Origin of the sequence: Saccharicrinis sp. 156, assembly GCF_050589685.1 — a bacterium.
Lineage (GTDB): Bacteria > Bacteroidota > Bacteroidia > Bacteroidales > Marinilabiliaceae > Saccharicrinis.
On sequence record NZ_JBNGOS010000003.1, the window covers coordinates 177,030 to 202,647 of the forward strand.

At 39.5% G+C, this 25,618-nt stretch carries 18 protein-coding genes; 12 read left to right on the plus strand and 6 right to left on the minus strand.

Going from position 1 to position 25,618, the window contains the following annotated elements:
• Positions 1-110 precede the first annotated feature (110 nt).
• Complete coding sequence (gene dnaB, locus ACRD64_RS02520) at positions 111-1,676, plus strand: replicative DNA helicase (protein ID WP_430931582.1); 1,566 nt, start codon at positions 111-113, stop codon at positions 1,674-1,676.
• Positions 1,677-1,755: 79 nt separating this feature from the next.
• Here dnaB and ACRD64_RS02525 read toward each other — a convergent pair whose 3' ends face one another.
• Positions 1,756-2,451: a protein-L-isoaspartate(D-aspartate) O-methyltransferase gene (locus tag ACRD64_RS02525; RefSeq protein ID WP_430931583.1), complete on the minus strand. Its 696-nt coding sequence runs from the start codon at positions 2,449-2,451 to the stop codon at positions 1,756-1,758.
• A gap of 88 nt (positions 2,452-2,539) precedes the next feature.
• On the opposite strand from ACRD64_RS02525, the gene ACRD64_RS02530 reads away from it, so the two are divergent.
• From ACRD64_RS02530 to ACRD64_RS02580, 11 genes are all read left to right on the plus strand, one after another.
• The gene (locus tag ACRD64_RS02530; RefSeq protein ID WP_430931584.1) at positions 2,540-3,994 is read left to right on the plus strand and encodes a sugar transferase; all 1,455 of its coding nucleotides are present in this window, start codon (positions 2,540-2,542) and stop codon (positions 3,992-3,994) included.
• A gap of 229 nt (positions 3,995-4,223) precedes the next feature.
• Positions 4,224-4,886, plus strand: a complete 663-nt coding sequence (locus ACRD64_RS02535) for a cation diffusion facilitator family transporter (protein WP_430931585.1) — start codon at positions 4,224-4,226, stop codon at positions 4,884-4,886.
• 456 nt (positions 4,887-5,342) lie between these two features.
• Positions 5,343-5,873: a cation transporter gene (locus tag ACRD64_RS02540; RefSeq protein ID WP_430931586.1), complete on the plus strand. Its 531-nt coding sequence runs from the start codon at positions 5,343-5,345 to the stop codon at positions 5,871-5,873.
• Entirely contained in the window at positions 5,870-6,079 is a 210-nt protein-coding gene (locus tag ACRD64_RS02545; RefSeq protein WP_430931587.1) for a GDCCVxC domain-containing (seleno)protein, read from the plus strand. Before ACRD64_RS02540 ends, ACRD64_RS02545 begins: the two co-directional genes overlap by 4 nt.
• 15 nt (positions 6,080-6,094) lie before the next feature.
• Positions 6,095-6,667: a helix-turn-helix domain-containing protein gene (locus ACRD64_RS02550; RefSeq protein WP_430931588.1), complete on the plus strand. Its 573-nt coding sequence runs from the start codon at positions 6,095-6,097 to the stop codon at positions 6,665-6,667.
• 172 nt (positions 6,668-6,839) lie between these two features.
• Positions 6,840-8,099, plus strand: coding sequence for a permease (locus ACRD64_RS02555; protein ID WP_430931589.1), 1,260 nt, complete (start codon positions 6,840-6,842; stop codon positions 8,097-8,099).
• A 100-nt stretch (positions 8,100-8,199) separates the two neighbouring features.
• Positions 8,200-8,574 (plus strand): HYC_CC_PP family protein, encoded by a 375-nt coding sequence (locus ACRD64_RS02560; protein ID WP_430931590.1) that lies wholly within the window; start codon positions 8,200-8,202, stop codon positions 8,572-8,574.
• A gap of 95 nt (positions 8,575-8,669) precedes the next feature.
• Positions 8,670-12,476 carry an efflux RND transporter permease subunit gene (locus tag ACRD64_RS02565; protein WP_430931591.1) on the plus strand — a complete coding sequence of 1,269 codons (3,807 nt, stop codon included), beginning with the start codon at positions 8,670-8,672 and terminating at the stop codon, positions 12,474-12,476.
• Between the two features lie 3 nt (positions 12,477-12,479).
• The gene (locus ACRD64_RS02570) at positions 12,480-13,715 is read left to right on the plus strand and encodes a TolC family protein (RefSeq protein ID WP_430931592.1); all 1,236 of its coding nucleotides are present in this window, start codon (positions 12,480-12,482) and stop codon (positions 13,713-13,715) included.
• Between the two features lie 58 nt (positions 13,716-13,773).
• Positions 13,774-15,609: an efflux RND transporter periplasmic adaptor subunit gene (locus ACRD64_RS02575; protein ID WP_430931593.1), complete on the plus strand. Its 1,836-nt coding sequence runs from the start codon at positions 13,774-13,776 to the stop codon at positions 15,607-15,609.
• 19 nt (positions 15,610-15,628) lie between these two features.
• Entirely contained in the window at positions 15,629-15,991 is a 363-nt protein-coding gene (locus ACRD64_RS02580; protein ID WP_430931594.1) for a heavy-metal-associated domain-containing protein, read from the plus strand.
• A gap of 312 nt (positions 15,992-16,303) precedes the next feature.
• On the opposite strand, the gene ACRD64_RS02585 is transcribed toward ACRD64_RS02580, so the two are convergent.
• From ACRD64_RS02585 to ACRD64_RS02605, 5 genes are all read right to left on the minus strand, one after another.
• Positions 16,304-19,060 carry an alpha-amylase family glycosyl hydrolase gene (locus tag ACRD64_RS02585; RefSeq protein ID WP_430931595.1) on the minus strand — a complete coding sequence of 919 codons (2,757 nt, stop codon included), beginning with the start codon at positions 19,058-19,060 and terminating at the stop codon, positions 16,304-16,306.
• A gap of 13 nt (positions 19,061-19,073) precedes the next feature.
• The gene (locus tag ACRD64_RS02590) at positions 19,074-20,927 is read right to left on the minus strand and encodes a glycoside hydrolase family 13 protein (RefSeq protein WP_430931596.1); all 1,854 of its coding nucleotides are present in this window, start codon (positions 20,925-20,927) and stop codon (positions 19,074-19,076) included.
• 95 nt (positions 20,928-21,022) lie between these two features.
• Positions 21,023-22,879 (minus strand): SusF/SusE family outer membrane protein, encoded by a 1,857-nt coding sequence (locus ACRD64_RS02595; RefSeq protein WP_430931597.1) that lies wholly within the window; start codon positions 22,877-22,879, stop codon positions 21,023-21,025.
• Between the two features lie 63 nt (positions 22,880-22,942).
• The gene (locus ACRD64_RS02600) at positions 22,943-23,980 is read right to left on the minus strand and encodes a SusE domain-containing protein (protein ID WP_430931598.1); all 1,038 of its coding nucleotides are present in this window, start codon (positions 23,978-23,980) and stop codon (positions 22,943-22,945) included.
• Positions 23,981-23,999: 19 nt separating this feature from the next.
• On the minus strand, positions 24,000-25,613 hold the full coding sequence (locus ACRD64_RS02605; RefSeq protein ID WP_430931599.1) for a RagB/SusD family nutrient uptake outer membrane protein: 1,614 nt from the start codon (positions 25,611-25,613) through the stop codon (positions 24,000-24,002).
• Between the last annotated feature and the right edge of the window lie 5 nt (positions 25,614-25,618).

A 25,618-nucleotide genomic window follows, 5' to 3' on the forward strand; every position in this document is an offset into this window, starting at 1 on the left:
GATTTAAATCTAATTACACAATTACTTAAAAACATTTTGACAAGCGGTATTGATGACTAAATTTTGTTGATTAACTTTGTGACCCGTTTGCAGAAATTACGAATCAGGTTATGGCAGAGAAAAGAAGTTACACGAACAAAAAAGCACCACAAAATATTGATTTAGAGGTTGGAAGGATGCCGCCACAAGCGTTAGAACTTGAGGAGGCTGTATTAGGTGCGTTGATGTTAGAAAAGGACGCCTTTACTGCTGTAGGCGAAATACTTAAGCCCGAGTGCTTCTATAAAGATACACATCAAAAAATTTATACGGCTATCCAAAACCTTAACTCAAAGGATTTACCTGTGGATATGTTAACCGTAACCCAGGAATTAAGAAGTCTAGGTCTTTTAGAAGAGGTAGGTGGTGCATTTTTCATCACTCAATTAACCGGCAGGGTTGCCTCTGCAGCCCACATCGAGTATCATGCCAGAATTATTTGGCAAAAACACCTTCAGCGCGAGGTAATCCGAATCAGCTCGGAAATTCAAACCAAAGCTTTTGATGAGGGATATGATGTGGATGATTTGTTGGATGAATCGGAAAGTGCTTTCTTTAAGTTGAGCCAGGGCAACATGAAAAAGGGGGTTACCCAGATTAACCCTGTGATTGACGAAGCTATTGAGATGATTAAAATAGCATCGCAGCGCGAAGATGGATTAAGTGGTGTTCCTTCCGGTTTTCATGACCTGGATAAAATAACCTCTGGTTGGCAAAAAACAGATATGATTGTAATCGCTGCCCGACCTGCTATGGGTAAAACAGCCTTTGTACTATCCATGGCACGTAACATGGCCTTGCAGTTTAACCAAAGTGTCGCCGTGTTCTCCCTGGAGATGGGTAACGTACAATTGGTAAATCGTTTAATTGTATCGGAAACGGAGCTTCCTGCCGAAAAAATAAAGAAAGGTAATTTAGTGAGCTACGAGTGGGAACAACTCGATCATAAGATTCAGAACCTGATTGATGCACCCATTTATGTAGATGACACGCCTGGCTTGTCCGTTTTCGAGCTAAGAGCCAAATGTAGAAAACTCAAAAAAGAGCATGATATCCAAGTCGTGATTATCGACTACCTTCAGTTGATGAATGCAAACGGGATGAACCCGGGATCCCGTCAGGAGGAAGTAAGTTTGATTTCCCGAAACCTTAAGGGACTGGCCAAAGAGTTAAATATCCCTATCATTGCTCTTTCACAGCTGAACCGTGGTGTTGAAGGACGAGCGGGTGCAGAAGGAAAACGCCCCCAACTATCTGACCTAAGGGAATCGGGTGCGATTGAGCAGGATGCCGATATGGTATGCTTTATTCACCGACCTGAATATTATGGAATCACAGAAGATGAACAGGGCAACAGCTTAATTGGAATGGGGCAAATTATCATTGCCAAACACCGTAACGGTGCCACGGGTGATGTTAACTTGCGGTTCCGGGGTGAACTAGCCAGGTTCGAAAACCCAGACACGGGTGTATTTGGTGCCGACCTTGGTATGGATAAAGGAGGTCAATCGGTCACTTATGGTTCCAAAATGAACGAACCTGCCGGGGGAGACAACTTTAACCGGGCTCCGGCCGCAAATGAATTTGGCCTCCCGGATTTCCCGCAAAGTCCTCACGACAAGGACATGCCGTTTTAATTTGGTCAATAAAGGATTAGTCATTGGGTTATAATAAGTAGTTGACTATGCGAAGCTTCTATTGACTGTTGACCGATGACTATTTCACTATTCCTTTTAACATTGGCACAAAGGCAAAACGGCCAAATTCCTCTTGGCTGAATTCTGTTTTTGATTCGCGCGTTATTCGTGTCATTATCTGAACTTCGTCCCCTCCTACCGGGACAACCATCATTCCACCTAAACAAAGTTGGGTAAGTAATTCCTCTGGTATTTTGGGTGCGCCTGCGGTTACAATAATCTTATCGAAAGGCCCAAACTGGGGTAAACCTTTGTAGCCGTCTCCCAAGAAAAAACGAAGTTTATATCCCATCTGAGGCAGTATCTTGCTGCTTTTTATATAAAGTTCTTTCTGGCGTTCAACGGTAAACACTTTAGCATCCAACTCACATAGCACAGCTGCCTGATATCCGGAACCCGTTCCTACTTCAAGTACTTTCTGCCCGGGTACCACCTCCAACAATTCCGATTGAAAAGCGACAGTATATGGTTGCGAAATAGTTTGTCCGGCACCGATAGGAAATGCCTTATCCTGATAGGCAAATTGTATAAAACTACTCTCGAAAAACATATGGCGAGGAACCGCTCCTATAGCCCTTAACACGCGTTCATCTTTAATTCCTTTACGAGTAATTTCCTGAACCAACCTGTTCCTTAATCCTTTATGCCTAAATGTATCCATGTTCATAATTATGTAATCCTCAAAAATAATGCTTCCCGAGAATTTAAAGGCCATACAACATACTTTTAATTGTAAATTATTTCAATTCTCATACTTAATCGAAAGCAATAACGTTATATTAGCAATTGTATATGTTAGCAACATGCCTGGGATAAAAGAAAAGGAATCTACTAAGTTTAAACGAATTGTTGATAAAGAAGTAGCTTTATGGCACTTTGCAGGCGATATTATAGCGCTTATTCTATGCCACATCCTATTTTTGGGCAAATATCGGCTACCATACCACGAAATTTTTTCTCCACTAATTCCGGTTCAAATTGAGCATATGAGTGTTGCAATTGCAATAGCTACCGTGATTATTCTGTGGCTTTTTGCTTTTTATATCTCGGGTCATTATAGCAACCCGGCCCGAAAATCAGGGCTTCAAATAATTGGCCCTACCGCAGCCACTTGTTTTATTATGTCCGTTTTGTTGTTTTTCATGTTAGATAATTATTCCCCCATTGAACTAACAACAAACGCGATAAGCTTATCCTTACGATATCTTTTCGTGGTTTTTGTATTTACTTTTTCGTTCCGGATGGCAATCATTAGCCGACTACATCATCTTATAATAACAGGAAAAAGAGGGTATAAAAAGATATTCGTGGGTAATAATCAACAAGCTTTAGAAATATTGAAAGAACAAAAAGATGCGAATGCATTAAGGCAAAAGTTTGTGGGATATTTAGTTGAAGATAATGAATCCGGTTATGACATGACCGAATTAATACCCTGTCTCGGAAGTGTCTCCGATATTGAAGAGCTGGTCAACCTAGAAGATATTGATGAGGCGGTTGTGTGCTTAAACCAATCGCACCACGAAACAATAAATCACGTTATTAATATTCTAAAACAGAAAGACATACTCATAAAACTATCCACCAACATTAATCAAATGCTGGAGGGAACTGTTAAAACACAGAATCTGGAAAGTTCTCCCTTCATCACCATCACAAACCATAAAATACCGGTTTGGCAAGGATTGGCGAAAAGAATTTTCGACTTCGTCATGGCTTGGACAGGTCTGATAATTTCAGCGCCTCTTTTCATTGGGATTGCAATCGCCATAAAAAACAATTCAAAGGGACCGGTTTTCTACCAACAGGAACGTATTGGTAAAAACAAAAAACCATTCATGATTTATAAATTCCGATCAATGTATACGGATGCAGAAAAAAATGGTCCGGCACTAGCTTCGCACAATGATCCCAGGATTACAAGCGTAGGGAAATTTATACGTAAATGGCGAATGGACGAACTGCCCCAGTTGATTAATATCATCATGGGAGACATGTCTTTTGTTGGCCCCAGACCCGAAAGACAGCATTTTATCGACCAGATCCTCCCCAAAGCTCCTCATTATGCGCACTTATTTAACGTTCGGCCAGGCATTACCTCCTGGGGTATGGTAAAATATGGCTATGCCGAGAATGTTGAAGAAATGATTGAAAGACTTCAGTACGACATACTTTACCTCGAAAACAGAACGCTTGTAATTGATTTTAAGATTATGTTATTTACTTTGAGGACAATTCTTAATGGAGAAGGAAAGTAATATTCTTTTTTGACGAACCTGGGAAAAGCGATTCATTTATTAATGCTTTATACTGGATACCGCAATTGGGTAAAGCACAATAAAGCTATTTATTCTTGCCTTTAAAATCGCATCATACCAAACCCGACCACATTCAATACCCATCACTTACGTGAAAAATCACTAAAAATTGGTATATGAAACTCAAACCAGATACAATACTTTTGTGTTTCAATTATAAATATAGAATATGGAGAAGCATCAACATGAGAAGAAAACACTTTGGGTAGTTTTGTTGACTGCCATTACTATGGTAGTCGAAATTATATTTGGAATCACAACAAACTCGATGGCTTTATTAGCTGATGGTATTCACATGGGTTCCCACGTTCTGGCAATTGGTTTAAGTTGGTTAGCTTATGTTATTGTAAGAAAAGTTTCCCAGAATGAAAAATTCAGTGGCAACTCCAATAAAATCCTCTCCCTTTCGGGATATAGCAGTGGCTTGATGCTATTAATATTTGCTATTGTTATCGTGGCAGAAGCAATTGAACGATTCTTTAATCCTGCCGACATTGTTTACAAAGAGGCAATTTTGGTGGCTACTATTGGGTTGGTCGTAAATATTGTCAGCGCATTTCTGTTGCATCACGAACATGAACAATCCGACCATAACATTAAAGCTGCCTACTTACACGTAATCGCTGATGCTTTAACCAGTTTGGCTGCTATTTTAGGATTAACTGCTGCTATGATTTGGGATATACCTTTTATTGACACGATTGCGGCGATTCTAAGTTCTATAGTAATTATTAAATGGTCTATTGGATTATTAAAGGATTCAGGCATTGTTTTATTGGATATCGACAAGGAACATAAAGGACATATCCACGGACATGGGCATCATCATTAACATCAAACGAAATGTACAAATCGTTATATCATTTTCCCAAAATGGATTGTCCGTCCGAAGAAAACATGATACGCACGAAACTGGATGGACTACATTCAATTAGAAAATTAGAATTTGATATAAAAAACTGAAACCTCACTGTATTTCATGCATAAGAAGATAATGAAATATTATCTCGCTTGGAATCATTAAACCCGCAATATGCATTAGAAATTTTATTACACATTGTGAAATTACTTTAAAACAAGACACTTCGTTGCATCACTTCAACTCACCAGAACGATGCTCCCGAAAGTAATCGGGCCTAGTTATACCTCGTTTCAGTAATACCTTGTTTTATTGTACTTGCAATGCTCATGACGAACCTACAATACATAATCCGGGTTAAACTTTGGTGTAAAACTGTCAAATTCAAGTTTGGCAGACGATAAAGGTATTAAAATAAAACGTTGCTATTTGCAATCAAAATTGCTTTGGTCTGTTCTAATAATTAATTTTGGTTTCTTTATAATTGAATTAACAACAGGCTTAATCTCCAAATTAATGGGGTTGGTAGCCGATTCGTTGGTATATGGACTTAGCTTATGGGCTATTGGCTCTGCTGTTCTTAGAAAAAAGAAAGTAGCCCGTTTAAGTGGTTATTTCCAGTTGACACTTGCCATAGCAGGAATTATTGAAGTGACCAGAAGGTTTGTTGGCTTTGAAGCTATGCCTGATTTCCGAATTATGATTGATGTATCTATCTTTGTCTTAATAGCCAATGCAATTTGCTTATACCTACTCCAAAAATCAAAAAGCAAAGAAGCTCACATGAGAGCGAGTATGATATTTACATCCAACGATGTGATCACTAAAGCAGGGGTGTTTCTTGCAGGATTATTGGTATTACGCACACAATTCAAATATCCCGATTTAATTATTGGCCCAATGGTTTTTTTGATAGTTGTAAAAGGGGCAATTAGAATATTAAAATTGGGAAAATCATGAAGTTTATCTTACTAAAATCAACAATTACCTGTCCTAATTGCGGATTTCAAAAGGAAGAAACCATGCCGGAAGATTCATGCCAGTTTTTCTATGAGTGTGAAAAGTGCAAATCTGTCTTGAAACCAAAGAAAGGTGACTGTTGCGTGTATTGCTCCTACGGTTTGGTAAAATGTCCCCTAATGCAACAAGGTCAAAACTGTTGTTAATTGTATCTTTGCAATATGAATTCAACAACTCTACATATCAAAAACATGGTCTGCAAGCGCTGTATAAAAGTGGTCAGGGACGAGTTTGCAAAGCTGGATTTGATTATTGAAGAAATAGAGCTAGGCAAAGTCATTGTTTCTCCCCAGCTCTCAAATGATAAAATTGAAGAAGTCAGACAAATTTTAGATGAAAATGGTTTTGAGTTAATTGATGATAAGAAAAGCAAATTGATTGACAGTATTAAAACCTTAATCATCGAAAAAATACACTACGCTGAAAACTCATTTGAGTCAATTAACAACTCTGATTACATCGCAAAAGAGTTAGGTTTTGATTATTCCTACCTTAGTAATTTATTTTCGTCGGTAGAAGGCATTACCATTGAGAAATATATTATCAATCAGAAAATAGAAAAAGCAAAAGAGCTGCTGGTTTATGATGAATTATCCCTAAATGAAATCTCCTACCAATTAGGATATAGCAGTGTCCAGCACCTTTCCAATCAATTTAAAAAAGTTACCGGACTGACGCCTTCCCACTTTAAAAAACTCAAAGAAAACAAGCGGAAACCACTTGACGAGGTGTAATCTCCTGATGCAAATCCGAATTTAATTCTACAAGCAAATTCCAATCGGCTATCATGAAACTTGCGTCTCAGAAACAAAAATGATATAACTTTTTTCCAAAATCGTGTAATAGCCATCACATATTTACTTCCTTACTTTGTAATATTAAAAAATGGAGGTTTAAAACAGAGCCATGGAAGTACTAAAATATGTTACCACGTTTCTAAATGATTTGGTGAAGATATTGAGTGAAATGTCTCCTTATCTTTTGCTTGGTTTCTTTTTTGCCGGATTGCTTTATGCCTTTATTCCAAAGAAGAAAATCGAAAAATATTTTAATGGTAAGCCTTTTAGGTCTTCGGTATTAGCTTCTTTGTTAGGTGTGCCATTGCCGTTATGCTCATGTGGCGTTATTCCAACAGGTACGGCTTTTTATAAAAATGGAGCATCTAAAGGAGGTACGGTTTCCTTTTTAATATCCACACCGCAAACCGGGGTTGATTCAATATTAGCAACTTTTTCTTTGTTGGGATTACCCTTTGCGATAATCAGACCATTGGCAGCTTTGGTAACTGGTATAACAGGTGGGTTAATTACAAGTGTTGTTACTAAAACCGAATCAGATACACGAACATTTCAGAAACAAACCGAGGAACATAAAACATTTACTCAAAAGGTAGTCGATGCGTTTCGTTATGGATTTATTGAGTTTATTCAGGATATATCCAAATGGCTGGTGATTGGATTGGTATTGGCAGCCATTATTTCTGCATTAATACCCAATGAATTCTTTGAGCTTATGAATATGCCCCCTATTGTTCAAATGTTCTTAATTCTGCTTGTTTCTATCCCACTTTATATTTGCGCTACAGGTTCAATCCCTTTGGCAGCAATATTGATTCTTAAAGGTATAAGTCCGGGAGCTGCATTTGTTTTATTAATGGCTGGCCCGGCAACCAACGCTGCCACAATAACCATGATAGGTAAAGTATTGGGAAAAAGAAGTTTGATTACTTATTTGGCAACCATTATTGCGGGGGCTGTGGGATGTGGATTAATAATTGATTACGCTTTGCCCACCCAATGGTTTACCGAAATCGCCCATCAACATTTGGGCCATAATCATGGGCAAAGTATAAACTTGTGGCAATTTACATCAGGCATTGTTCTAATTGTCCTCATCATCAATGGATATGTTCAGAAATATCTGAACACCAAAAAGAGTACTATTCAATTAAATAATAATACCATGGAAATTAAAACAATAAAAGTGGAAGGAATGACTTGCAATCATTGCAAGGCAAATGTAGAAAACAACCTCGAAAAGTTAGATTTTCTAAGTAAGGCAGATGTTAATCTAAGCGATAAAACGGTTACGCTTAAAGGCGACAACTTTGAAATGGAGAAAATAAAAGAAGTCATAGATTCTCTTGGTTATAAACAAATCGAATAGCTAGTAGTTGAAGAAAACCGGGGTTAACATTTTGTTAACGGCCACCATTTTATAAACATTTATTCAATAATTTCGTTTCTTTGTATATAACCTCTATATAATGCTTAGAAGAATTACACATATTATAATGGCACTATTCCTGACTACAGCAACAGCAGGAGTAACCATTTCTATGCATTATTGTGGGGGAGAATTAATCTCAACTTCTCTTTATGTGGAGGCTGAGGCTTGTTGCGATTCAGACGATTGCTGTAAAAACAAGACCGAAGTATATCAGTTAGATGAAGATTTTTCTGTTTCAACGGCAATAGAAATACCCGAATCAGTTCATTTTTATTTATTGGCAGTATCATTAGTAGTCTTCAATTCTATGATTGAGGAAAATTCAATTGCTGAGGATTATGAATTAATTGATTCGCCGCCACCGCCAAAAATTCAGACTTCCCTTGCCATAAGGCAAACTTATCTTTTATGATTTTGAAACATGGAAGCAAAGCTATGGTAGTTGTACCATGGCTTAAATGCTTGTGCATTTAATTTGTGTTTGAAATAGAATTATAAAAGAGAATCATGTTGAATAAAACCATAAAGTTTTTTCTTGAAAACAAACTGGTTACGTTTTTAGTACTCATTGTTTTCATTTCGTGGGGAATTGTAAACTCTCCTTTCGGTTGGGATACCGGTATTTTACCCTCCGACCCCGTCCCTGTGGATGCCATTCCCGATATTGGCGAAAACCAACAAATTGTTTACACCGAATGGCCGGGCCGTTCGCCACAGGATATCGAAGACCAGATTTCGTATCCACTCACCACTTCCCTCTTGGGTATCCCGGGAGTTAAAACTATCCGGAGCAACTCCATCTTTGGCGTTTCCAGTATTTACATCATCTTCGACGAAGATGTAGAATTTTACTGGAGCCGTACCCGGATATTGGAGAAGTTAAATTCGCTGCCCGCCGGAACGCTGCCCGAGGCTGTAACGCCCGCTTTGGGACCCGATGCCACAGCATTAGGCCAGATTTACTGGTACACTTTAGAGGGCCGTGACAAAGACGGTAATCCCGCAGGAGGATGGGACCCGCATGAGTTGAGAACCATACAGGATTTTTATGTGCGTTATTCGTTAACATCTGCAAAAGGCGTTGCAGAAGTAGCATCCATTGGGGGTTTTGTCAAGGAGTATCAAATAGACATTGACCCGAATGCCATGAAAGCCCATGGGGTGAATGTAGCGCAAATAATGGCTGCCGTAAAAAACAGCAATCTCGATATAGGCGCACGAACCATTGAATTTAATCGTGTAGAATATCTGGTTAGGGCATTGGGGTATATTAAAGACCTCGAGGACCTTGAGAAGAGTGTGGTTGCAGTAAACGACAATGTCCCTATCCACATTAAAGATGTGGCAAAAGTAAACTTTGGTCCATCTACCAGGCGAGGCGGCTTGGATAAAGGAGGAGCAGAAGCAGTTGGCGGCGTTGTGGTTGCCAGATATGGTGCAAACCCATTGCATACCATCGATAACCTTAAAAAGAAAATAGCTGAAATTGAACCGGGCTTACCCTCAAAGACATTGGCAGACGGCACTGTTTCAAAAGTAACCCTCGTACCTTTTTACGACCGTACCGGATTAATTAAAGAAACTTTGGGCACACTGGAAGAAGCCATTTCGCTTGAGTTGTTAATCAGCATTTTGGTGGTTATTGTTTTGGTGTTTAACCTAAGGGCTTCATTCTTAATTTCAAGCTTATTGCCCATTGGTGTATTGATAACTTTCATAACCATGCGCCGTTTTGGTGTCGATGCAAACATTGTAGCACTCTCAGGTATTGCTATATCAATTGGGGTTATGGTTGATGTGGGGGTGGTGTTTACCGAAAATATAATCAGGCACATAGAACTGACTGAACACCTCGGCGCAAAAGGTAAAAAACTTTTAAATGTGGTCTATAAAGCCACAACAGAGGTGGCGGGTGCGGTGATAACGGCCATTTCTACAACCGTTGTTAGTTTCTTACCCGTTTTTGCTATGGAAGCAGCAGAAGGCAAGCTATTCAAGCCATTGGCTTTCACCAAAACATTTACAATGCTTGCTGCATTGCTCATTGGGTTGATCATTATTCCAACCCTGGCCAATTTTGTATTCTCTATACGTTTCGACAAAAAAAAATACCGGAAAACCCTGAACATTACATTAGCTGTTGCAGGTATTATCATCTCAATTCTTAGCGGATATTATATCGCTTTAGTTTTGACCGCATACGGAGTAAATGCATTTTTTGCAGACAGGTGGTCTAAAAAAAGAAAAGGTTGGACAAACTACATCAACATCATTATCACAGGTGTTACCATCATCTTTTTCCTGACAAAAGCATGGTTACCACTTGGGGCGCAAAACAGCTTGTTTGCCAACTTCCTGTTTGTAATCGTAATTGTTGCAATTGTTTTGGGCGCTTTATCCATGGTGGTGTTGTTCTACCCAAGGCTTTTGAATTGGGCATTAAACAATAAATGGAAATTTTTAACCCTACCAATGCTGATTGTAGTATTTGGAATAACTACCTGGCAAGGTTTCGATAAGCTCTTTGGATTTATACCCGATTTTGTAAAAAAAACAAATTTATACAGCACCTTATCAGAAAAAATGCCGGGTATCGGTAAAGAATTTATGCCATCGCTTGACGAAGGTTCGTTCTTATTGATGCCAACCACCATGCCACATTCTGGAATTGAAGAAAATCTGGAAGTCATCAGAATATTGGATAAAAAAGTAAATGCTATTCCTGAAGTTGAAAGTGTAGTTGGAAAATGGGGACGGGTAAATTCTGCACTTGACCCTGCACCAACCTCCATGTACGAGAATGTCATCAATTATAAACCGGAATACATTCTGAATGAAAAGGGGCATCGAATGCGTTTTAAAACCGATAAAAATGATGCATTTGTTTTGGTTGATGGTTCAACTTACAATCCCAAAGAAGAGGGATTCCGGTTAATCGAGAAAGAGAATCTGACAGTAGATAAAAACGGTGAATATTTCCGGCAATGGAGAGATGAAATACAATCTCCCGATGATATTTGGGACGAAATAATCAAACAATCCTCCATACCGGGATTAACTTCGGCTCCCAAATTACAACCTATCTCAACCCGTTTGGTAATGCTTCAAACAGGCATGCGAGCTCCCATGGGAATAAAGGTGTATGGTCCTGATTTGGAAAGCATCGAAAAAGTTGGCTTTGAAATTGAAAATCATTTGAAGCATGTGGAGGGTGTTGAAAGCATGTCGGTATTTGCCGACCGTGTAGTTGGCAAACCGTATTTGGAAATGGAGATAAACCGGGATGCCATTGCACGATATGGAATTACCGTAAAAAGCTTACAAAATGTAATCAGTAGCGGTATTGGCGGCATGCAATTAACAACTACAGTTGAAGGTAGGGAACGTTTCCCGGTTCGCTTACGTTATGCCCGTGAATTTCGTGACAATCCCGAGGACTTAAAAAAGATATTAATTCCAACAGCGAGCGGCTCCCAAATTCCATTGGGAGAATTAGTCACATTTCATTACGTAAGGGGCCCGCAATTAATTAAAAGTGAAAATACATTTCTTGTAGGGTATGTAATCTTCGATAAACAAGATGGCTTTGCCGAGGTGGATGTGGTGGAAAATGCACAGGAGTACTTATCTGGAAAAATCGAATCAGGTGAATTTATTGTTCCTGCGGGCGTAAACTATGTATTTACCGGAAACTACGAGAATCAAATCAGGGCTACAAAACGTTTAATGATTGTTATTCCAGTTTCGTTGATAGTCATATTCCTGATACTCTATTTTCAATTCCGTTCGGTAACATCAACATCGTTAATCTTTACCGGTGTTATTGTTGCGTTTTCCGGTGGTTTTATCATGTTATGGCTGTATGGTCAGCCCTGGTTTATGGATGCTACAGTAGGAGGCATACATCTTCAGAATTTATTCCAGATAAAAACCATTAACCTCAGTGTTGCTGTTTGGGTCGGCTTTATCGCCCTTTTCGGTGTGGCAACCGACGATGGTGTGCTCATCAGTACTTACATTAAACAACTTCAGGAAAAGAATAATCCGAAAAGCGTAAAAGAAATTCGTGCGCTTATTTTAGAAGCTGGTTCAAAAAGGGTGCGCCCGGCCATCATGACAACAGCAACAACAATAATCGCTTTACTTCCAGTGCTGACTTCAACGGGTAAAGGTTCTGATATTATGGTCCCAATGGCCATCCCACTGTTTGGAGGTATGACTATTGAAGTGTTAACCATGTTTGTGGTTCCGGTGCTGTACAGTATGTGGCAGGAACAAAGAATAAAAAAGGAAATGAGACAACAAAAAGTATAAGCCATGAGGAAAATCAAGATAATAACACTCCTATTGTTTGTGTTGCTTACTTCATGGGTTACGGCACAACGGGAAGATTTGGACAATTATTTGCGAATAGCATCGGAAAATAATCCTGAATTAAAGGCAAAGTTTAACGATTATATGGCAGCTTTGGAAATTGCACCGCAGGTTAAAGCTTTGCCCGACCCGCAAGTTGCTTTTGCATATTTTATAAGCCCTGTTGAAACCCGTGTTGGTCCGCAGCAATTTAGAATATCTGCATCCCACCTATTCCCTTGGTTTGGTACTTTGGCAGCCAAAGAAAACGCAGCCATTCGAACGGCAAAGGCGAAATACGAATTGTTTGAAGAGACTAAGTCCAAACTTTTTAATGAAGTAAGAGGCGCATATTTTAATCTATATTTTAATAAAAAGGCGATAGCAATAACGCTTGAGAACATCGAAATACTGCAAACCTTTCAAAAGTTAGCAACGATTAAAGTTGAAGTGGGGAAAGTTTCCGTTGTTGATGAATACCGCATTGAAATGGAGATTAATGAACTGGAAAATCAACTCGCGCTGCTCAAAGACCAAGAATATGTTCTTGAAGTGATGTTTAAGAACTTTTTAAATACGCATGAAATTGAGTCGATTTCTGTACCTGACGATTTGTGGCGAAATGATTTTCCCATTTCAAAACAGGCTGCACTTGATTCTGTTACAACTAATAACCACCAATTACTATCCATCGAATTACAGCAAGCCGCTTTGGAATACCAACGCGATGTGGCCAAACGCAGCGGTAACCCGAATTTCAACATTGGGTTCGATTATATTTTGATGGGTAAAGGTGAAAATAACCTTGCGGGAAAAGACGCTTTTATCTTTCCATCGGTTGGTTTAACCATTCCGCTATACCGTAATAAATACAAAGCAAAAGTGCAAGAGGTAATTTATTTGGAAGCCACGAAGTCATTCGAAAAAGAGAATAAAAACAATCTTTTGGAAACACTTTTTGAAAATGGGTGGAAAGACTATCATGATGCAAAAAGAAGGATTCAATTGTACGACACGCAACTTGACCTGGCGCTAAAAGCAATTAAAATTCTGGAAACGGGGTACGTAACAGGAAACAAGGATTTCGAGGAAATATTAAGGATGGAGCGTAAAGTATTGACATATCATTTAGAAAAAGAAAAAGCGATTGCGGATAAGCAAGGTGCCATTTCATTCCTCAATTACTTAATGGGTAAATAACAGTTCGACTGCGCTCATTGCAATGTCAGACTAAGCAAAGACAAATTAATTTATTATCATGAAGAATATCACAGAGAATATAAAACAAAACTTAAAGCTTGTAATTGGCGCTTTAGTGGTTGGATTACTTTTGGGGTGGCTTTTTTTTCACTCAGGAAGCTCAAGTACAACTAACAAAGAAGAACAAGAGCTAACGGGTCATGAAGGTCATGACCATGAATCGGAAGACCCTTCATCCTGGACTTGTTCCATGCACCCCCAAATCAAACAAGATGAACCGGGCGATTGTCCAATATGCGGCATGGATTTAATCCCGTTGGCATCGATGGTTGCAGACGGTGAAGATGTGGATCCTAATGAAATTATGATGTCTGAATCAGCGGCAAAACTGGCTGCGATTCAAACTTTGGTGGTGGATACCGGAACTCCTGAAAAATCGATTCATCTTCAGGGCAAAATACAGGAAGACGAGCGAAGAATTGCTGAGTTAACAGCTCGTTTTGGAGGAAGAATAGAGGAACTGTTTGTGAACTTTACCGGGCAAAATGTTAAAAAGGGGCAAAAGCTGGCCACCATCTACTCCCCTGAGTTAGTCACCGCACAACGAGAACTTTTGGAGGCTATTGCCTTTAAGGAATCCCGACCGGCATTGTACACAGCAGCAATAGGCAAACTGAAGCTTTGGGGTTTAACCGACAAACAAATTAAAGCGATTGAAGAAAAAGGAGAACCACTGTTGTACTTTGATGTACTTTCTCCAATTTCAGGAACCGTTACCATGCGCCATGCAGCCATTGGTGATTATATAAAGGAAGGTTCGGCTCTTTTCAAAGTGGTTGATTTAACCAAAGTGTGGGCTTTGTTTGATGCCTATGAAAGTGATTTACCCTGGATTAAGTTAAAGGATGAAGTTGAGTTTACTATACAATCATTACCAGGTAGAAATTTTAAAGGTAAAGTTTCATTTATCGACCCCTTTATTGATTCAAGAACCAGAATAGCAAAGGTAAGGGTAGAGTTAATGAATCCCAAACTTGAAGTAAAACCAGAGATGTTCACAAAGGGTATTGTAAATTCGAAATTTGCAGCAGCGGGCACTGAAATACTCATCCCTAAAACGGCATTGCTTTGGACGGGAAAAAGAGCAGTGGTATATGTAAAAGTTCCGAACAGGGAAAATCCATCATTCCTTTATCGTGAAATTGTTTTGGGACCGGAGGCAGGTAATTTTTATGTAGTAGCCAAGGGCTTGCAAGAAGGAGAGGAAATTGCGGTAAACGGTGTATTCAAAATCGATGCAGCGGCACAACTGGCGGGAAAAACAAGTATGATGAACCCTGATGGGAGAGCTGATTCAACAGGGCACAATCATGATGACCAACCCATGTCTGCGAACGGAAGGAAAGACCTGGCGAAAGAACCACAAAAATTTAATGTTAGCGTTGAATTCAAAAAGCAACTGACTGATGTTTACAACAAATACCTATTGATGAAAGATGCATTCATTACATCTGATGCTCAAAAAGTTATAACAATGGCCGATGAATTGGTTAATAGCATCGAAAGCGTTGATATGGGATTACTAAAAGGTGATGCCCATATGGCATGGATGGAATACGTTGCTGTTCTTGAAAAAACATCCAAATCAATAAGTAAATCGATGGATGTTGAAAAACAACGAACCGAATTCGCCAAATTCAATTTGACCTTTTACAAAAGCCTTAAAGCTTTCGGACTAAACAATGTGACAGCCTATTACCAGTATTGTCCCATGGCTGAAAAAGATAAAGGTGCTTATTGGTTCAGTTCAGATGACGAAATACGGAATCCATATTTTGGGGATATGATGCTGAGTTGCGGGGAAACCAGCGAGATACTTGATTATGCGAAATAACAATTAAAATTAAAATAATATGAAAACAAAAATGTTAAGTTTAATAAGTATGTTCCTTTTAGGAACAAGTATGCTATTTGCTCAGGCAAAAACAGAAAAATTTAAAGTGTATGGCAACTGCGGTATGTGCGAAAACCGTATCGAAAAAGCGGCCCAATCGGTTGAGGGGGTAACCGGTGCCGACTGGGATAAGCAAACCAAAATGATAAAAGTTTCATTCGATGAATCAAAAACCAACGTCCATAAAGTCCACATGGCCATTGCCAAGGTTGGGCATGATACTGACATGCACAAAGCCAAGGATGAAACTTACAGCTCATTACCCGGATGCTGCAAATACGATAGAACAGCTTCAAAAAAAGAGGATCATAGTAAGCATTAAAATTTAACGTGGACAAGCCAAAACCAAATAGGATTTTGGCTTGTTATGTTTAGTCGGAAAAATTTAAGAATGCATATATTTAAAATAAATTTTTACGGCTTTCATCTTTGATTGTTCAACAAAAATGCATTATAAATTTTACTTAAGTACGTTAACCCCCATATTCTACCATCAAAGGGCAGAATATGCGTTTATAATATTGACGTCTACTCTGGACAAACCCAAACACTATTCCCTAGTTTATCCATAAAAAACCGGAGGTTGCAAAATACTCCCCCAAGTATATAACAAAAGTACGAGCCTATCCATATATTAATGCTTTATCACTTTAAATGCCCGATAACCATTATTATCGCCTATCAAGTGGATTAAATAAATACCAGTAGGATAAGAGGATAAATCAACACTGTCCTCTCTTCCATTAATAGCTTTATCGATTATCAATTGCCCGGTTATAGAAGTTATCTTAATTCTTTCGAATGGGTTATCACCAGAATAAATGCGCAACACAGCAGTAACCGGATTGGGCGCTATCCATGCGTTATTAAAATAAGTGGGATCGCCAATACCCACATGAGGAACAAAACCATCCAGCTTTTTCTGAGTAAACAGGGCAAACTCACCTGGTTGTAAAGTGTATGTCATATTTGTACCGGTAACGTTTATGCTATCACCATCGAAATGATTAAACCAATATCCTGTGGAGCTGAATTTTGGCAACACTGTTTTCTCAATTAAATCGAAGTTGCCCACCAAACGAATATCAGAGCCGCTTTCATTAAGCTCAATAAGTTTGGTTGAAGCAGAAACTTCCATATTGAAATCTTCGGTTGAAAAAACGGACTCGTTTTTCTTTAAGTCGATGATTTCTGAATAAGTATTATAAAGTGCCTTCCTGTTTTCATCTTCGTAATATTCCCATTTAATAGGCTTCTTACCTGTTCTGCCATTCTCGTCAATGGAAATATCATAACCTAGTTCGCCAAACTGCCAAATCATCTTAGGTCCTGGTATAGTCATTAAAAACACTGCGGCAGCCTCTGTACGATTAAGTGCAGTGGGTAAATCAGTAACATCGTAGTCTCCAGAACTTTCTCCATCATTTAGATTATTATACATGATTCGTTCCTCATCATGACTTTCCATGTAATTAATGATATGTGGTTTACTCCAATCTCTTTGAAGATATGAAGCCCACGAGAAATCTGAACCATTTATTTTACCCTCAGTTGCTCGATAGAAATTATAATTATGATTACCCCATAGCAATATGCCATATTCGGCCAATACTTTTTCCTCTGAGTTCTCGCTTAAATGTTCAAAAGAAATAATCGCATCCTCTTTCACGCTCCAGATTTCATCGGCCATACGCTTCAATATATTTATACGGCCCTGATCATAGGCACTGGCCCAATCTCCCACAGGATATTCTTTATTTGTAAATCCCTTGGTAAAATCGAACCTAAACCCATCTATTTTATACTCTTTTAACCAGAATTCATTGATTGAGTCAACCAACATTTGAGTTTCAAGGCTTTCATGGTTAAAGTCGTAACCCCAATGGGCCGCAGGCTCCAGCATATTATGTTCGCGGTTGTACCAGGGGTTATTATCCGCAGGCTTTCCACCTTCGAAATACATCCGGGCAAACGAAGATTGGCCAAAGGAATGGTTCAGCACCATATCCATTAAAACCGCAATTCCGTTTTGGTGGCAAACATCAATAAATTCTTTGTAATCTTCTGCGGTTCCATAAGCCTTGTCCGGCGCAAAATAAAAGGATGGATTATAACCCCAACTGTCATTACCTTCAAACTCGTTGAATGGCATTAGTTCGATAGCCGTTACTCCAAGGCGCTTGAAATAATCAATAGAGTCAGTAACCGTTTTTATATCTCCGTTTTCAGACCAGTCTCTAATAAGCAATTCATAAATAACCAGTTTGGTAGCATCGGGCACCTCAAAATCTTCCACCTGCCAATTGTAACTTTGATCGGCAGTTGCAAAAACGCTTACGATTTCCTCTGTTTTATCATCAGGATAAGCTTTAAGGCTTGGATAAACGCCTTCCGGAATATACTGGTCGTTCCAGGGATCAAGCACTTTATTGGTGTACGGATCAGCTACTTTCAATCCCTCATCAAACCAAAATTGATAAGCATATTCTGTTTCAATGTTTAAACCATCCAATGTCAACCAAAAATAGTCCCCATCTTTTTTCATCAGGGCATCGTTGGAAGGTTCCCAATCGTTGAAATCGCCCATTAGGTATACAAACTCCTTATCCGGAGCAAACAATAATACGGTAACAGTATTTGCGTCAATTACGTTAACTCCCCTGCGTAACCCTGCAGGTTTGGTTTCGTTAACCACCTCTCCCCTCACGTAAAACTTGATGCTGGACTCAACTGTCTCCGCACCTTTGGTTGCTACAGCTCTTAACTCATATTCGTCGAGAGTTATATTTGTAACCGTATGAGTGAGTGATTGGGCAGACGTACTGGCAACAGAAGTCCCATTTACAAAAAGCTCAAGGTTATCGTTGAGCAAGGCATCTACTTTTACCTCAACATCAGCTCCGCTCTCAAATACACTATTATCTGCCGGAGTGGATATTGACACGGTTAATATCTCCTCTGATACATTCACAAATATATCTTTACCTCCCGTATCCTTGCCTTCCAGGGATTTATCCGCACTTCTAAAAACAAAGGCCATTTGCTCAATCTTCTCGCCCGACGGAACTCCATAATAGTCGCGAATATTGGGTGAAATGGTTAATGTATAAGTATTGGCTGCAGTTCTTGTCAGTTTATATTTCGCATCATTATCCCCCCATGCAGGTGCATATTTCCAATCCGAGCCACTGGTACTTTGATCCGTAATAACACCGGTATGGGCATATACTTCACCTGTAAAATTCTCCAAACCTCCTGTTCCCTGATCCGCATAAAATGTGATTGTAACCGCATCGCTTTCCACCGGAATGGTTGGATCGGATGTAACTACCTGTGCACTGGTGAATATCGTACACCACGTTATTAATAATAAAATTGACCAATTCCTCATCTTATTTATAGTATTAATTTTCCACTTCTTTTAACACATGCCCGGAAATCCCTTCTACAAGCATTTGATTTCCTTCAAAAATTTCACCACTTAGTATATCCATATACTTTTTGCCAGATGAAAATTCATAACTTAGCCCTTTTTCGCCTGCATTTAAAACCACTAGAACTTTCTCGTTGCCATTAATTCTGTTGTAAACCAATAAGCTTCCTTCGGCTTTTACAAACTCAATACTTCCTTCTTTTAAAACAAGATTTTCGTTTCTTAGTTTGGTCATCTGCTTGTAATATCCGTGTAAATCAGCATTAAACCCAACCTCTACATATTCAGGTTCCTTATCATGGATGCTATTCTTGTTTTCATCATCAAATGTATACTCCGGCCACCAAAGCGGCTTACGACAATCCGGGTCGTCACTTCCCCACATGCCCATTTCATCGCCGTTCCAGATATGAGGAGCCCCAATACTGGTAAACTGGTGCAACAAATAAAGCTTCACCCTTCGATAGGTCTCTTCGTCAGGTTTTCCTGTTATATAGTTTTCATCATCGTTGGGCTTAGCCTTGTATTTGTATTTTCCAGGATTGGCAAAAGAAGTCAACAGTCGAGGTGTATCGTGGGTGGCAGCTACATTCATCATTCCTTTGGCTGTGGCATCACTTATTCTTCCCCATTGATAGTTCAGGCTATCTACCAATTGAGCTGCATCAATTTGATAATCGGACTTGGCAAAAAAGTAACGTGCCGGACGGTAAACCTGATAATGCATTACTGCGTCAAATACACCTCCCCTTAAATATGGAACAGGATTCATCAGTTTATCCGGCCATTCTTCCCACCAGATTTCTCCCACCAAATAAGCTTCGGGATTGATGGATTTTACATATTTATAATAGTCTCTCCAAAATCCCATGGGTATATGATCGGCAACATCCAAACGGTAACCGTCCAGCCCTTTGCTTACATCCCCGTTTGGGGCCAACCAACGTTTGGTTACATCATACACATGTTTCTTCACTTCGGGATGCAAATCTCCTTCAAATGGATGGCCTGGCTTATGCTCCCCTTGTGTATTTACTTTTGTTAGGGCAGGCAGGCTCATAATATTTAACCAACCCTCATACTCAAATTCATTTTCCTCAGTTGTTGGATCATCAAACGATTTGATTTTATACCAATCTTTATATTTAGATTCCCCCTGGTTTTTAATAATATCTTTCCATGCCCAGAACTCAACTCCGGTATGGTTCCAGGAATAATCCAGCACCACCCTGATATTTCTTTTGTGGCATTCGTCGATAACCTTTAAAAACAATTTATCCGCCGATGTCCACTTCCATGTGGATGGATCATTGGGATCCTCCGATGCCATAATTTCCATATCTCCCTTTGGATCGGGGCCAAAAGTCACATCTATATGATGATAGTTGCGGGCATCGTATTTATGAAGCGATGGGGCATCGTTCAACGGGTTAAAATAGATAGCCGTGATTCCCAGGTCTTGTATATAATCAAGTTTATTTAACACGCCTTGCAAATCACCTCCATACCTCCGCAATTGTAGGTTAGCATAAAAATCCTGCACGTCTTTTCTAGCCCACTCTTCTTCCTGATACCATTCCTGCGTCCATGAGGTTACCGACCAGTTTTGGGGTGTTTCTATAAAGTTAGATGCAGCATACATGGTTTCCGGCGAAGGATCATTTGAAGAATCCCCATTATTAAAACGCTCCACAAATATTTGGTACCAGATTACATCCTTTGCCCAAGCCGGAGGTGTATCTGTTAATTTTTTGGGTTGGTTTGGGGTGTTTTGACAAGCGCTTAGATTGAACAGGATTAATATGACAGGAATTAAATGTCGCATGGCAATGGTATTTAGGTATCAACGAATTCTATTTGCGAATAGAAATAAAAGGCCGCCATTAAATGACGGCCTTTCCTAGCATTAAAAATGTAATATTAGTTTTTAGTAACTGTGGCAACATTAGTCATTGTGTTCAAGGTAATTGTATAGTTACCTGTTTCGGCAATTGAGAAATTACCTCCATCCTGTACTAATGCACCAAGATCACCTCCAAGGTTTATTGCCCAGTCATCGTTTGCTCTAAACTTAAACGAAGCAGCTGTTAAATCAAGCGTTGCTGTAAATACCTGATTTGTTGCATCCCATGTCATATCTGTATCATTGTCCCAACCTCCAGGGGTAGCATCACCAATAACCCCCCAACGGTTAGCCATATAAGTATACTGATTTGGGTTACTTAAGTCAAGTGTGATATCATAATCGGCCTCTAATGTATTGGCAATATTAGATCCATCATGACTTAAATAATCATCACCTTCGTTTAATCCATAATTGATTGCCCAATCGTCATTCGCTCTAAACTTAAATGAACCATTAGCCAAATGAACGGTACCTCTCCATTTCTTAGAAGCTGGATGATAAGTAAGATCGGTATCATTGGCCCAACCTCCTGGAGAAGCATCGCCAATTACTCCCCAATGGGTAGCTACTGCGGTATATGTCATCGGTGTGGCAGACATATCGACATTGATCTTATAATATCCAGCAGGAACATCAAAGTTTCCAGCATTAGGATCGTCACTCAACTCACCAGCTGTGCCGCTATCACCATAATTAGGACCATCCCAACTTGGTTTTGATGCGAACTTCCAATTATTGCTGGCATTAGCCATGTACACATAACCTTCAAGCGTAGTTGGATTATCATCCGTATTCTTAACAAAAGGAGAATTGGCAGGGTCCCAGTTAGCAAAAGTCGTACCGGGATAACTTGCTGCCACATAATCGCCAGGAACATACCATGTGGTTATATCCGACAATGTGGTAAACATGATTTGTTCACCATAAGCCGTTCCCTCGCTGTTAGTGGCAAAGGCACGCACATAATATCTTTTCCCGGAAGACAATTCAGTAAGGGCAGCCATCATAGATCCTTCTGTCGTTGCAGCATCTACAATTTTTGTGTCATCAATAGTTGGATTCGCTGCTTGTGCCATTACAAAACCTCTTTCGGTAATATCCACTCCTCCTCCGGCAACTACTGTACCGTAAATATTGGCAGTTGTTTTTGTGATATCACGAATACTATCGGTTGTTAAAACTGGTACACCGTTTTCTGTAGTAAAAGTTATTTCACTACTATACGCAGTACCTATTTTGTTAATTGCATAGGCACGAACATAGTACATTGTCGCAGGCAAAAGATTTTCAAGATCAGCAGTATACTCACCCAAACCTTCGCCATTTGAAGTAGAAGAATTATCCACGGTAGGAGCAGTTTCCGTATTCCAACAAATACCTTTAGCGGTTACATCTGCTTTTCCATCATAAGTAACATTACCTGTTACCTGTGCGAAAATATCCGTGACACCCGTTGCCGCACTGACTGCAACCGTTGGAACATGGGCCAAAGTTTTAAAAGTGCCATCTTCACCATAGGTTGTATTGCCAGCATTGTCAATCACATAAGCTCTATAGTGATAAGTTGTTAAGTGCTCCAAACCATCAACAGTTACCCAATAAACAGCCTTTTCTACTGTATCCGCAGCCTTCTTATTATCTGAAGTGGTGGGGTTCTCTGTTAAGCCCCAAACAACGCCATATTCGGTATAACCAGCTCCTTCCGCAACTACAAAACCACTTAATTTAACGGAAGTCGAAGTTATTCCGTCATTCTTCCAGGTTACCATCTCGGCATCCAATTTGGGAAGGTCGTCTTTTTCGCAGCCGACTATAACCAGAAGAACAGCTGCCATTAGAAGACCAGTTATTTTTATTAATATATTTTTCATACTCATTCTTTTAAAGGCATCCTGCCAAAACAAGGCAGGATGCAAAATTATTCACTAATGGATTTAGTTTTTAATAATTTCGTAAGTACCAGCATCATCACTCAACACCTTAAAAATGATGGTATAATTACCATCTTCGCTGATAGGAATATCGTTACCTACACCACCTTGCTGTGTATTTCCGGACATACCAGGCTCTTCACCTTCAACATGACCCATATTCCACGACCAGCTATTATTCAATCTGAATTTAATCATTCCTGAAATAAGATTTAATGTAATACTCCAGGTTCCTTCTGCTGCATCGTAATTCATTGGCTGGTCAGGTCCATCCCATCCGTTAGGAGTGGCACTACCAACAAGCCCCATACTATAAGCTTCATTGACAAATGCAAGACCATTAACATCGGCGCTTAGCTTATACCAACTGGCATCGGCAACGGCAATTGCAGCTCCGTCAACTACCAGGTTTCCACTGCCACCGCCGTAAGTAATATTGTTATCAGGATCAAGAAGTGTAAATGTATCACCAGCATTAAATTTAACGAAACCTTCATAATTTCCATCACTAGCCGGAGAAACGATTTTTTGTGATTCTGTAGCACCCGTAATTATTACATCTAGACGTAACAATCCAAAAATGGTAGCATCTGCAGTTACCGTTGCCGAGATGAATTCTAAATCTTCAACGCCGGCACCGGCATCTGTTTCAAGTACACAACGAATTCTGAAATCAACCGATGAAGTCATATCTTCGGGGAAACCGTCTAACAAAATATTGTTTAACGCACTCACGGTCATCGTAATTTCTTCGCAGGTAATACCATTATATACCTGAATCACATCCTGGAAGTTATTGCCTGCCGGACAAGCCTCCAGAAAGTAACTTGCCGATGCATTAAATCCAGGGTCAACTTCTGAACATTTGAAGATTACATTATTAGCGCCGTTAGCCCTCACCAATGTTAAATCGGGCATGGTTGTAATTGCAGGCGCAATAACATTTTCGCGCATCACAGGGCTGTCGCCATCTTTTTCGCAGCTTGTAAAAAAGCCCAACACCCCAACTAGTGCAAATAATAATATATAGTATTTTTTCATTTTTACTGTTTTTAAATGATTAATAACCATCATTCTGCGTTATATTAGGATTAGCCGAAATCTCGTCTCCCGGAATTGGGAACAAATCCCTGTGGCTGGAAGTGGACGACCCATTGAAGGTTCCACCTTTCCACGACCATAGATAATTACCACCTGTAAATTTACCAAAACGGACCAAATCCGTACGTCTTTGTCCCTCGTAATAGAACTCACGGGCACGCTCATTAATAATGAAGTCGTCGTTTAATTGTGCTTCCGTAATATCACCACTGTTGTCGCCATAAGCTCTTCTTCTTACCACATTGATGTCTGTTACTGCATCGGCTGAATTACCCGAATTATACAAAGCTTCGGCCCTCATTAAATAGGCATCTGCATAACGGAAAATTGGGAAATCGGTACTTGCATATGTGGTATTGTAGTTATCCGCTTGCGAACCATCGTGGTTTTTTGCGGTAAACTTGTATACTCCAACTCCAAAGTCTCCACTAGAGTTTACAGTTGGAATGTCAATGGATCTTTTTTGTCTTAAATAAATCCTATTATCAGGTGCTTGCGCAAAAATAGTGTCTTCTGCAGGTACACTTACATTACCGTAAGTAGCCAATGTGTCTACTAAAATATTCATCAGCTGTTTTCTGGCACGGTTACCGTTCCAGTTTGTGTTGGAAGTAAGTCCATGATAAATTTCTGCAGGAATGTAAGTTGCATCGCTGGATGACTGAATAAGGAAAGTTGTCCCTCCATTACCTTGGGTATTGATACCATCTTCTGCAAAAGCAAAAATCATTTCGTTGTTTCCATGCTGGCGATCGTTATCTGCACTAAAGTTTTGTCTGTAGTCATCAGCCAACTGGTATGCATTGCTCTCAATTACTTTATCACAATAAACTTTACAGCTGTCCCACTTCGATTCTCCAATATAAACCTCAGCGTTTAAATACGTTCTGGCCAACAACATCCAACACGAACCTTTATCTGCTTGTGGGTATGAATATCCAGGCTCACCCAAATCAGCTTCAATCGCTTTTAGTTCATCAACCACATACCTAAACAACTGAGCCCTTTGAATTTGCTCAGGAAAATATTTGCCAACACCGTCTGCTTCAGTTGTGAATGGAGGATTTCCGAACAAGTCCATTAACCAGTAGTAAGCTAATGCTCTTAGGTATCTGGCCTCTGCACGGTATCTAATAAATTCAGGATCTGAAGTTCCTGCTGTGTTATTTAAAAAGTCGTTACAATAAGTAACACTCAAGCTTAAACGTTGATATACCGCAGTTAAAAATGGATTCTGGGGGCTCCAACTCATTGTATTTAAATCGGCAATTCCCACATCCCCCCACGCATTCATACACTCATCAGTAGTTATTTCCTGCAAGTTCCATAACGCCCTGGCTAGTGTAAAGAAACCATCATCACTTGATGTAATATCGGCATTACCATCTCCTTGACCGGAAATAATAAAACTAGCATAAAGCTTACCAAGCGCTTGTTCCATATAAGCTGGATCGTCGCCTAAGTTACCCGCAAGAATTTTATTGGGGTCAATAGGCTTCACATCTAAATCATTCACACACGATGTAAACATCAGCGCTGAAATCAGTATTCCGAATAATATATTTAATTTCATCTTCA